Annotated in this window: 10 protein-coding genes; 6 read left to right on the top strand and 4 right to left on the bottom strand. The window is 63.0% G+C overall.

Going from position 1 to position 11141, the window contains the following annotated elements; translation table 11 throughout:
* The 4 genes from moaC to KDG50_11740 form a co-directional block, all read right to left on the bottom strand.
* Positions 1-498 (bottom strand): cyclic pyranopterin monophosphate synthase MoaC, encoded by a 498-nt coding sequence (gene moaC, locus KDG50_11755; protein MCB1866099.1) that lies wholly within the window; start codon positions 496-498, stop codon positions 1-3.
* Positions 499-532: 34 nt separating this feature from the next.
* Positions 533-3070, bottom strand: coding sequence for a glycosyltransferase (locus tag KDG50_11750; GenBank protein MCB1866098.1), 2538 nt, complete (start codon positions 3068-3070; stop codon positions 533-535).
* Positions 3071-3229: 159 nt separating this feature from the next.
* Positions 3230-4156, bottom strand: a complete 927-nt coding sequence (locus KDG50_11745; GenBank protein ID MCB1866097.1) for a glycosyltransferase family 2 protein — start codon at positions 4154-4156, stop codon at positions 3230-3232.
* Positions 4153-5187: a glycosyltransferase family 2 protein gene (locus KDG50_11740; protein MCB1866096.1), complete on the bottom strand. Its 1035-nt coding sequence runs from the start codon at positions 5185-5187 to the stop codon at positions 4153-4155. The genes KDG50_11745 and KDG50_11740 overlap by 4 nt, the downstream gene beginning before the upstream one ends.
* 217 nt (positions 5188-5404) lie before the next feature.
* Here KDG50_11740 and KDG50_11735 point away from each other — a divergent pair, with 217 nt between their 5' ends.
* From KDG50_11735 to KDG50_11710, 6 genes are all read left to right on the top strand, one after another.
* The gene (locus tag KDG50_11735; GenBank protein MCB1866095.1) at positions 5405-6508 is read left to right on the top strand and encodes a Re/Si-specific NAD(P)(+) transhydrogenase subunit alpha; all 1104 of its coding nucleotides are present in this window, start codon (positions 5405-5407) and stop codon (positions 6506-6508) included.
* Positions 6508-6795 (top strand): NAD(P) transhydrogenase subunit alpha, encoded by a 288-nt coding sequence (locus KDG50_11730; protein MCB1866094.1) that lies wholly within the window; start codon positions 6508-6510, stop codon positions 6793-6795. Before KDG50_11735 ends, KDG50_11730 begins: the two co-directional genes overlap by 1 nt.
* Before the next feature lie 12 nt (positions 6796-6807).
* A complete protein-coding gene (locus KDG50_11725; protein ID MCB1866093.1) occupies positions 6808-8196 on the top strand; it encodes an NAD(P)(+) transhydrogenase (Re/Si-specific) subunit beta in 1389 nt (462 codons plus the stop codon).
* A gap of 23 nt (positions 8197-8219) precedes the next feature.
* Complete coding sequence (locus KDG50_11720; GenBank protein ID MCB1866092.1) at positions 8220-8945, top strand: hypothetical protein; 726 nt, start codon at positions 8220-8222, stop codon at positions 8943-8945.
* Positions 8942-10078, top strand: a complete 1137-nt coding sequence (locus KDG50_11715; protein MCB1866091.1) for an acyltransferase — start codon at positions 8942-8944, stop codon at positions 10076-10078. Before KDG50_11720 ends, KDG50_11715 begins: the two co-directional genes overlap by 4 nt.
* 206 nt (positions 10079-10284) lie before the next feature.
* On the top strand, positions 10285-11085 hold the full coding sequence (locus KDG50_11710) for a ParA family protein (protein MCB1866090.1): 801 nt from the start codon (positions 10285-10287) through the stop codon (positions 11083-11085).
* Positions 11086-11141: the final 56 nt, after the last annotated feature.

The raw sequence follows: 11141 nt of genomic DNA, 5'->3' as shown, positions 1-11141 counted from the left end.
TCAGGCTTGGCGTGTGCGTTCCCAGGTGCCGGATCGACCGCCGGATTTGTGCTCGAGCCGCACCTGGTCGATCACCATCCCGCGATCCACCGCCTTGCACATGTCGTAGACCGTCAGCAGCGTGGCCTGCACGGCGGCGAGGGCCTCGATTTCCACGCCGGTCGGTCCGGTCGTCTCCGCGGTCGCGTGAACGACAACCGCATTGATCTCGCGATCGGTTCCCAGGTCCACTGCGACGCGCGAAAGCGCCAGCGGGTGACACAGTGGAACGGTTTCGGAAGCACGTTTGGCGGCCATGATGCCGGCCACACGCGCGACGGCAAACACATCGCCTTTTGGATGGGCGCCGTCCGCGATCATCTCCAGCGTGCGTCGATCCATGCGAATCAGACCGCTGGCAATGGCACGGCGACGCGCGGGTGTTTTGTCGCCGACATCGACCATGTGCGCTTCGCCGGCCTCGTTCAGATGCGTGAGTCTGGGTTCGTCGTCGTTCATCAGGTTTCGTGCACGGTCAACGGAAATGATTTCGTCAATGATTGCCTGCGCGTGACTGATCAAACGCGCGGACATACTGGGCACCGATCTCACGCCAGTCCAGTCGTTCGACAAGCGCGCGGCCCTTCGCGGCGATCTTGCGGGCCTGGTCCGGATTCTGGACGAGGTCCACGACGGCGGCGGCAAATGCACCGAAATCGTCGCGCACGACCACTTCGCGACCATCGCGCACGGGCAGGCCTTCCACACCCTTGCTGGTGCTGATCACGGGCAGATTGGCGGCGAAATAGTCGAGCACCTTCATGCGCGTGCCACCACCCTGCATCAGGGGCACCACGGCGATCTGCGCGGCGCGCAATACCGGCGCCAGCGCGGGCAACGATCCGGTGAAGATGATGTCTTCATGCAGCGGGCGGGCGGGCGGATGACGTCCGATGGCGAGCACCTTCGGGCGCAGGCCGCGCGCATGGATGCGCGGCAGGATTTCCTTCGCGAACACCTGCATGGCCTCCAGATTCGGCGGGTAGCCGTAGATGCCGTGGTAGACGAGCACGGGCGTGCCGGGCTCAATCGCGTAGTGTGTCTGGAGATCCAGCGGAACGGCTTGATCAAAGGCATCCAGATCCACCCCGTGCGGCACCATTCGCAGCCGCTCGCGCGGCACGCCGGCGGCGGCCAGTGTCTGAAGGTCGCGATCCGATACAGCGATCACCGCATCCGCCGCGCCGCACAGAAACAGCTCGCTCAGACGTGCGATTTCATAGCCGAGTTCGGGCATGCTCGGGTATTGCTCGTGCAGGCGCTGATATTCCACATTGTGTTCGGCAATCATCAGCCGACCGCCAAGCATGCGCCGCGCCCAGAGTCCGGCCCGCGCATAGGCGGGAAATTCCGCGAGATAGCGACGTGCGCCGTGGCGCAGCGCCACGTACACCGTACGCAGGATGAAGCTCCAGTCATGCAGCGGTGCGTACAGAAACGCGTTGTCGGCGGGGATGCCGGCGGCGGTCAGCCGCGCATGCACCCGCCGCCGATCGGGCCCGAGCCAGCGCAGCCAGAACGGGAAGCGCCGTTCGCTGCGTACGCCATCTGTGTATTCGAAGTATCGGTCCCGGCGTTCGGTCACGATCCAGGTGTGCCCTAGTTGCAGGGACAGCGCCCAGGCCGTTCGGTCGATCTTGACCGCCGCGCCATGGTCCGGCGGATCGATGTCGTCGCGGGTGATCGTGATCACGCCAGCCGATCGACCCGGGGCCAGGCGACGCAGCACCGCGCCTGCACCCTGCGCCAGTCGCCGGATCAGGGTGTGTTTTCGCGGCAGGCCGTCGACCTGGCCCGCCTGCATCGGTGTAAGCGGCGGGGTGGATTGCGTGGATTCTCCGGGTTGGGTTTCGGCCGGCGAAACCGGTTCGGGCCGGTGGCCCAGTGGCTGATTCCCGCGTGCCGGGCGCGCGGGTGCGCGCAGGTATGCGATCAGCGGTTCGACGGTACGCGCGAAATGAAACCGTTCATCGGCCAGCGCGAGCGCGTTGTTGCTGCGGCGGGTCCACTCCGACGGATCGGTGATGATGCGCCTGACCAGGGCCGAGAGTTCCGCCGGGTCGTCGACGATCCAGCCTGCGTCGGCATGGTCGATGTGCTCGGCGATCTCCAGAAATCGGTTGCAGATCAGAGGGAGTCCCTGGCGCAGGAACTCCATGGCCCGGAACGACTGGCTGTATTCGCGCTCGGTATTGCGGTCGGCGAGTTCAAGTCCGACATGACATCCGCGCAGAAAACCCTGCATTTCTCCATAGGGCTTCAGCGCATGCTCCGTTACGAACGCGGACTGCCGGGCGTCTGAAACCGCGGCCTGGTCCCGGTCCGGTGCATAGACATAGCGTCCGCTCAGCAATTCGAGGTGTGCACGACCGTCCAGGGCCCTGACTTCGTGCTCCAGCGCATCGATCCAGCGCCGGGTCCGTCGCCACGGCCAGTGCACACCGCCGGTCACGAAACGCCACGGCTCGGGCTCGGTCGGAGGCACGAGCGGATGTTCCGCGGGTTCCACAGAGATCGGGATGACGATCGACGGCACCTGTTCGCGGCAGTCGAACCCGGCGAGAATCAGCCACGGCAACAGGAAATGCCGCTGGCGCTCGGTGCCGCAGATGAACAGATCGGCACGCCGGTACAGCGTGGTCAGTCGCGTCACATCTTCGCTGAGATCACGACCGTTTTCGTACAGGCTTTCGAGTATGCGCGGGGCCACGACATCGACGACGATTGGTCGTGCGTAGTTCTCTGGAAAATGCTCAAGCATTTCCCAGTAACCCACCAGCACCACGTCGGGTGCGAGCCCGTCAATGCGCGACAGCAGATCGGCGGTGTCGGCATACGAGTACACTCGAATGTTGCTGGTACTGGGCAACTTCGGGTCGTTCTCCCGGTCCAGAAACGCGGGATACAGCCAATCGACGCCGATGCCGTGCGCGAGTAGACCGCGCGCGAGCAGGTGTCCGCGGACACTGTTGCCCGCCACGACGCCGGATGGATCGGGAAACTTCCCGTAGGTGACCAGACAGACGCGCATGACTCCGCTTGCCTTGCGTGCTAGTGAAACGTCGCCACGCGGGCGCTGGACTCAGGTTCGGCGTCGGCTCGGGGCCCCGGGTTCATGCGGGATTCCTGAAATAACTGGGCGGTGCAATGGGTGTCGGTTTCGTGCGCACCATTCTACAGGGCGCCCCGTTCAGACACTGCGTGGGATACGTCCGGCGGCGCGCAGCGCGCGCACACCGTCGCGGATGCCGGCCAGCATGCTGGTGAGGTTCTGCCAGCGCGGCGTCACGAACAGCGGAAAATAGACGAGCTTGAAAACCAGGCGCGGCAGATCGCCGGTCTTCCATTGCCACGGGACGTATGCGCGGCCATACAGCGCGATGCGATTGCGCATCATGAAGTATTGACGTCGAGGCCCGTGCATCAGGATCGGCCGGGCGACGCCGGGCAGACGTCGGCTGCCGTGCCCGATCTGATGATTCAGGACGGCCGCGCCAAGTCCCAGGCACCGGAACCCCGCGGCCCGAGCGCGCAGACACCACTCCAGATCAACGTTGTCGACAAAGAGATCGGCTTCCATCAACCCCACGGTGCGCAATGCATGCGCACTGATCAGGCATCCCGATGTGATCAGGAAGTCTGCGGCGAAAAAGCGGCTGTCCGTGGAATCCACGACGTTGCGACGCACGCCATACCAGGTGAATTGCACGAACGGCAGATCACGGTGGCCGGGCTCATCGTGAATCCGTGGACCAATCGCCGCCGTTGTTTCCGGCGCGACAACTACGCGAGCCTCCAGCAGCGCATTGAGCATGGTTGGCGTCGGCCGGCTGTCCTGGTCGAAACACAACACCCAGCCATGACTGGCATTCAATGCCCGTTCGATGCCCTGATTCAATGCGATTGCCAGACCGGCGTTATGCCGATTGACAATGAAAATGCAACGTGAGAACCGCTCGCCCATGCCTTTGATGGCCTGCTCGTCGGGCCGGGCATTGTTGTCGACAATGATGATCTGCGGCAGCACATCGTGAATCGATGCGATCATCTCGGCGAGCAGCGCATAGTCATAATCGTAGGTCACGACGACCGCGCAGACACTTCCAGACGCACTCATGATGCTGCCGCGCGTCGTCGCACCGGACGCCGTCCGGCCAGCAGGCGCAGTCCGACGATGCCGAGCAGCCGCAGGCATCGACTCGACGGTCGAAGCAGCGTGGATGCGACCCAGGCGGCGAAACGCCCGCGCAGCGTGAGTCCGCGCGGGCGGCTGTCAGCGATCCGGGCGGCCTGGCGTGCAACCGCGCGAAACGCCTGGTCATTGCGCGGCGATGTCAGGGCCCTGATCCGGTTGATGACCGATCGCCTGAGGTCCTCGCGTGCTCCAAGCGTATTCCGTCCATGTTGGCGATAGCCAACGAGCGGTGCATCGACGAACACGATCCGCCCGGTCAGCGCCGCGACCAGTGCGATCCACCAGTCGTGCATCACGGCATGTTCGGGAATCGGCACTACCTTGCGGGCAAGTTCCGTGTTGAGTGTGATCGTGCAGCCGGTGACGATGTTCGTGAGCAGCAGATCGGCGAATCGGTTGTGTCGCGGGTTGAGGCCCTGGTAAGCCGTGAATCGTTTGGCGATCACTGCGCCGTCGTTCGCGATCACGGCGAGGTCGGAGTGCACCAGGCAGGGTTCCCGATCAGGCTGTGTGAATAGGGCCTCAACGCCGCGCGCAAGTCGATCCGGACGCCAGTGGTCGTCCTGGTCGCAGAGCGCGATACAGAAGCGCTGCCGACTCCATGGGCGTTCGGCGGCGAGTGCCGCCTCAATCAGGTCAGAAAAATTGCGTAACGGCCCCCGGTTCAGATCCGGAGCGCTCAGGATGGTTACGCGACCGGCCAGTTCGCGCTGGAACTCGTTCAGGATTGCGCAGCTGCCGTCGGACGATACGTCGTCGCGCGCCAGGAGGTGCCAGTTCGGGTACGTCTGCGCGGCAATCGATTCCAGCTGTTGGCGCAGATGGGTTTCGCCGTTGTGCGTTGCGAGAACGATCACGACAAGCACGGCGCCGTCCAATGGTGCCTGCTGCGGTATAACGGGGTCTGGCGCGCTGGTCGCGGAATCGGGCGGCGGCTGCATTGCAACGAGCATGAGGATCAAGCGAGCGTCCGCCCGCGCATGGGCGCCGATTTTGACACAAAGGCCTGCGGACGGGCGGGCACGTGATCGGTCGGTTGATGCGATTGAATGGTGCAAAGGCGCACGAACGCCTTGATTTGTGCACTGCAACAAATCATAATGGCTGCCCACCGCGATTCCGGCCTGCGCCGGTCGCCGCCCCATTCGTAAAACCACAAACTCGAGCGGCATGAAAATCGGAATTCTCAAAGAGACCCTGCCCGGGGAGCGGCGTGTCGCCGCGGTTCCCGACACGGTGAAGCGTTATGTCGCCCGCGGCGCGGCGGTTCTGCTCGAGCGCGGCGCCGGCGATGCAGCGGCCTATACCGACGCACAGTTCGAGGCTGTCGGTGCTCAATGCGTGGACCGGGCCGCGGCGCTGGCCGCCGATCTGGTGCTCAAGGTCCGGCGGCCGGAACGCGACGACCTCGCGCAGATGCGGTCCGGGGCCGTGCATGTGTCCCTGCTTGAGCTGTGCGAGGACGACGGCACGCTCGCGGCGGCGAGCGCCCAGGGCGTGAAAATCTTTGCGATGGAACGTATTCCGCGCATCTCGCGGGCGCAGTCCATGGACGCGCTGTCCTCGCAGGCGAATATCGCCGGCTATCGAGCGGTGCTTGAGGGCGCGAACCGCTATGGGCGGTTTCTGCCGCTGATGATGACCGCGGCCGGTTCGGCAAAGCCCGCGAAATTCTATGTGCTCGGTGCCGGCGTGGCGGGGCTGCAGGCGATCGCGACGGCGCGCCGGCTCGGCGCCGAGGTCTGGGCGTATGACGTGCGACCGGAAGTCCGCGAGCAGATCGAATCACTCGGCGCGAAGTTCCTCGAACTGGAGGTCGGTGAAAGCGGGGCCGGGCAGGGCGGCTATGCCAAAGAACTGTCGGACGAGGCCAAGGCCCGCCAGCAGGCCGCACTCGAACAGGCCCTGACCCGGGCCGACATCGTGGTTTCCACGGCGCTGATTCCGTGCCGCCCCGCGCCCGTGCTGGTGACCGAGGCGGCGGTGCAGGGCATGCGCGAGGGCTCGGTGGTCGTCGACCTGGCCGCGGCAACCGGTGGCAACTGTCCGCTGACAAAAGCCGATGAGGTCATCACGGCGCATGGGGTGACCATCGTGGGTTTCACGAACTACCCGTCCATGCTCGCGGCGGACGCCAGTTCGTTCTACGCGCGCAATCTGCTCAACCTGTTTGAACTCATGACGGCTGATCGCGATGGCTCACGCGAGTTCATCGACTTCGCGTCCGATGAGATCACGGCCGCGGCCTGGGCCAATCGCGAGGAGAGTCACTGATGTCCGAAACCATGATCGCGATGTACGTGTTCGTGCTCGCCTGTTTCATCGGCTACTGGGTGATCTGGGGCGTGACGCCATCGCTGCACACACCGCTGGTTTCGCTGACCAACGCCATCTCCGGAATCATCGTCGTCGGCGCGCTGCTGGTCACGGGGCTGGAGACGGCGCCAACGGGCGCGCGCTGGTTCGGGTTTTTTGCCGTGCTGCTGGCGACGATCAACATCGTCGGCGGCTTCATGGTCACGCAGCGCATGCTGTCGATGTTCAAGAAAAAGCAGAAGTAAACCGCCATGCAACTGCCTGCCGATCTCCTCGGGCTGATCTACCTGGTCGCCGGTGCGCTCTTCATCCTCGGCCTGAACGGCCTGACCTCGCCGGCCTCGGCCCGCCGCGGGAACCTGTTCGCGATCACCGGCATGGCGATTGCGCTGGTTGCGACGTTGGCAAGCGCGCATGTCACGCGCTATGGCCTGATTGCCGTCGCGGTGGTGATTGGCTCGGGGATTGGCGTCGTGCTGGCGAAGCGCATCCAGATGACGGCCATGCCGCAGCTGGTCGCGGCCCTGCACAGCTTCGTGGGTATGGCGGCGGTGCTCGTCGCGGTGGGCACCTACTGGTCGCACCTCGCAGCGAACGAACTGAATTCGGTGCTGATGACCGAACTCGGCATCGGCATCGTCATTGGTGCGATCACGTTTACCGGGTCCGTCGTCGCATTCGGCAAACTTCAGGGGCTGATCGGATCGGCCCCGGTTCGTTACGCAGGCCAGCACTGGATCAACCTGGCGCTGGCCATCCTGATCGTCGTGCTCACGGTTGTGTTCGTTACGCAGAACTCGGTCGCGGCGCTGGTGGCGCTGACGCTGTTGTCGTTCCTGCTCGGCGTGCTGTTGATCATCCCGATTGGCGGCGCGGACATGCCCGTGATCATTTCCATGCTGAACTCGTACTCGGGCTGGGCCGCCGCAGCGACGGGATTCACGCTGCAGAACAAGCTTTTGATCATCACCGGTGCGCTGGTCGGTTTCTCTGGCGCGATTCTGTCGTTCATCATGTGCCGGGCGATGAACCGCTCGATTTTCAACGTGGTGTTCGGCGGATTTGGCAGCGGCGATGCGGCCGCGCCGAGCGCGACCGGGCAGGCGATGGACAAGGGCATCAAGACCGCCGGTGTCGAGGATGCCGCTTACTGGCTCGTCAACGCATCGAAGATCATCGTCGTGCCCGGCTACGGGCTCGCCGTGGCACAGGCGCAACACGCGGTCAAAGAACTGACCGAACTGCTGGAAAGTCGCGAGATCGAGGTGAAGTTTGCGATTCATCCGGTCGCCGGACGCATGCCCGGCCACATGAACGTGTTGCTGGCCGAGGCGGACATCCCGTATGACCACGTGCTGGAGATGGAGGAGATCAATCCGGAGTTCGGCTCGACCGATGTCGCGCTGGTCGTGGGTGCCAACGACGTCACCAATCCTGCGGCCAAGACCGATCCCTCAAGTCCGATCTACGGCATGCCCATTCTCGATGTCGAGAAGGCCCGCCAGGTGTTCTTCGTCAAACGGTCCCTGCGTCCGGGTTATGCAGGCGTCGACAACCTGTTGTTCTATCGTGACAACACCTCGCTGGTGCTCGGCGATGCCAAGGATGTTGTTGAAGGCCTGACCCGCGCCGTCAAGGACGCCTGAAGACTTCGCGGGACCTGCGAACGATGCTGCGGGCCCTGCGCGAGCAGTGGTGGCGTCTGCATCGGCGCTGGCATGGAGCGGCGACCGCGCAGGCAATCGATCTCCAGTACGAAGGACAAACGCTGGAGTCGGTGTTCTCCGACATCTACGCCCGCGGAACCTGGGGGCGGGGTGACGACGGTTACTTCTCGGGTTCGGGTTCGCATGACGCCGCAATCACGGATTCATATGTCCGTGCGGTACGCAGCTATCTGCGATCGATGCCCGGGTGCCCGAGGGTGGTGGATCTGGGTTGCGGGGATTTTCACATCGGTGCCCAGCTGGTGAGCGCGGCAGGATCGTATCTGGCCTGTGACGTCGTCGGCGCGTTGATCGAGCGCAATCGGTCTCACTTTGCCGGGCTTGGGGCCGATTTCCGGCAGCTCGACATCGTTGCCGACGCACTTCCGCGCGGCGATGTGGCGATCATCCGGCAGGTCCTACAGCACCTGAGCAACGCCGAGATTGCCGAGGTCGTGCCCAAACTCCACGTGTATCCCAGACTGATTGTGTCGGAACATCGACCGGTCGGTCTGTTTGTCCGGGCGAATCGAGACAAGCCTCACGGGCCGGGTATCCGTCTGCGTCAGCGTTCAATGGTTGACATCACGAAGCCGCCGTTTGGCTTTGCCGGCCATCGGTCGCGCGTACTGCATGAGGTGCCACAGCTGGGCGGCGTGATACGCACGACCGTTTACGAACGCCGGTGAGCAACCACCCCGGAAACCACGCGCCCGGTAGCGGCCTGTTCGCGCTACCCAATGAATCGAACCGTTACGCGGCCATGGAAGGGCTGCGGGCATACGCCGTGCTGGTTGTCATGATCGTGCATACGACCGGATCGTACGCGCGCTTCATGAAAGGCCAGAATCTTGATTTGGTCAACATTCTCGACCTGCAGGGATGGTCGGATATCGGATTGTATGTACTGTTTCGTTCCCACTACGGGGTGGACCTGTTTTTCTTGATCAGCGGATTTCTGATCACGCGCATGATTGGGCGCGCGCGCTTCGAATATGGGCGCTTTCTGTTCTGGCGAACAGTGCGAATCTATCCCGCATTTCTCGTGTCGTTAGTATTGATGATCGGCATTTCCACGTGGCTGCATCAGTACAAGCTGGACCCATGGATTCTTCTTGGCAATCTTTTTTTCCTGAATGGTGTCCCCAAACACGGCATCCAGGCGATCAACTTTGTAACATGGTCGCTGTTCTATGAATTCGCGTTTTATATTGTATTTCCCTTACTTTTCAAAAATCTTAGTGTCAACACCACGACCCGACTTGTCTTGTTGTTCGCGTTTATCGTGATTGCAGCATGGCTTAGTGGCGAGGGGAATCCCCGGTTCGGGATGTTCATCGCCGGGGCAATAGTGGCGAAACAGTCGGACGATGCGCTCTCGGTGATTGCCCGGAGGGTGAGCGATCATTGGGTCGCATTGTTGTATCTGTTGGCAACGCTGTCGTTTTCCTTCATTCACGAGTTTGCCATCTTTACGCCCATTTATTCGTTCGCCGGGGGCTGGCTGTTCATTCAGGTCGTGTTCGGTAAAGGTTGGTTGAATGGACTGTTTACCCTGGCACCGATTCGCTATCTCGGCAATATCTCTTATTCGTTTTATCTGGTCCACGTGCCGGCGCTGGTGCTGACCTTTCACTTGGCGGGACAGGTCGCAAAGCTGGCGGCGGGGGGCTGGACCTACGCCGTTCTCTTGGCGAGCGAGTTTGCGCTCAGCCTGGTCTTTGCGATCGGGCTGTTCGCAATTGCCGAACGCCCCTATTTTCAGCTTCGGCGCAGCCACTTCGGCCGGCGCGCAGAGCGAGGCGGCAGCCACAGATCCTAGATTCAGGTGATTGGTCGGCAGTCCCTGATGGTCCGAGAGTGCGAGGATATTCAATGGCTTGCAAGCGGCTTCCCGGGCTCGGCACTACGCTGCGACCGAACCGGGAGTCCTGGGCTGGCAGGCGGTGGCGGCGCACGCTCTAGCAGCCCGGCGGCCCTCGGCCGCAGTCCACATAGAGCGTTTTCCTGAGCCAGTGGCACGAAAACTTGCTGAAACCCCTTGTTCCTGCTACAAAATTACCCAGAGTATTGCCCGGTGCTGCAAGCGGCCGGGAGGGTAAAAGGTTGGGGGACTACAATTCATTGAGCTGTGGGGGCTGCGTCAGCCGGATCCTCGTGATCAATCACAAGGGCGGCTGCGGCAAGACGACCGTTGCGACGAATCTCGCCGCCGCGTTTGCGCGCCGTGGCCAGACGGCGGCGTTGCTCGATTATGACCCACAGGGTTCCAGCGCCCGCTGGGCCAGTCTGCGCGATACGCAGCTTCCACGCATTCAGTGTATTTCCGCGCACGAGGTGCCGGTCGGGGTGACCCGCTCCTGGTTCATGCGCGTAGAGCCTTTTACCGATGTCTGTCTGGTTGATACGCCGGCCGGGGTCCGTCGAGAGTTGCTCATGGACCATGTCCGCCAGGCCGATGCCATCGTGGTGCCGGTGTTGCCGTCCGCGATCGATATCCATGCCGCGGCCCGGTTTGTTCAGGAACTTCTGCTGACTGCAAAGGTGCGATCGCTTGGCAAGCCCGTGGGGATTGTCGCCAATCGGGTCCGTCAGAACACCATTGCGTATCGTGCGTTACAGCGGTTTCTCGTGCAGGTGAAGATACCCGTTGTCGGCGTGCTCCGCGACACGCAGAACTACGTGCGGACGGCGGCGGTCGGGAAAGGGGTGGCGGATCTTCCGCTGGACGCGAACACGCGGCGTGATGTTGCGCAGCTCAATCGCGTCATGCGTTGGATCGACGCAGCCCTGACCTCTGGGCAACCTTCCGTCGAGCAGGTCAGCTGATCGAGCGTCCGGGGTCGCTCGGCCCCGTTCGGCCGGCTGCCAAAATCCTGTTTTCA

It is taken from the genome of Chromatiales bacterium (assembly GCA_020445605.1).
Lineage (GTDB): Bacteria > Pseudomonadota > Gammaproteobacteria > JAGRGH01 > JAGRGH01 > JAGRGH01.
Note: the sequence above shows the minus strand (reverse complement) of the source record. Positions and strands in the feature narration are given on the sequence as shown.

Excerpts from the sequence above, each read along its gene's own strand:
- moaC (MCB1866099.1), bottom strand. The coding sequence starts at position 498 with ATGAACGACGACGAACCCAGACTCACGCATCTGAACGAGGCCGGCGAA.
- KDG50_11750 (MCB1866098.1), bottom strand. The coding sequence starts at position 3,070 with ATGCGCGTCTGTCTGGTCACCTACGGGAAGTTTCCCGATCCATCCGGC.
- KDG50_11745 (MCB1866097.1), bottom strand. The coding sequence starts at position 4,156 with ATGAGTGCGTCTGGAAGTGTCTGCGCGGTCGTCGTGACCTACGATTAT.
- KDG50_11740 (MCB1866096.1), bottom strand. The coding sequence starts at position 5,187 with ATGCTCGTTGCAATGCAGCCGCCGCCCGATTCCGCGACCAGCGCGCCA.
- KDG50_11735 (MCB1866095.1), top strand. The coding sequence starts at position 5,405 with ATGAAAATCGGAATTCTCAAAGAGACCCTGCCCGGGGAGCGGCGTGTC.
- KDG50_11730 (MCB1866094.1), top strand. The coding sequence starts at position 6,508 with ATGTCCGAAACCATGATCGCGATGTACGTGTTCGTGCTCGCCTGTTTC.
- KDG50_11720 (MCB1866092.1), top strand. The coding sequence starts at position 8,220 with ATGCTGCGGGCCCTGCGCGAGCAGTGGTGGCGTCTGCATCGGCGCTGG.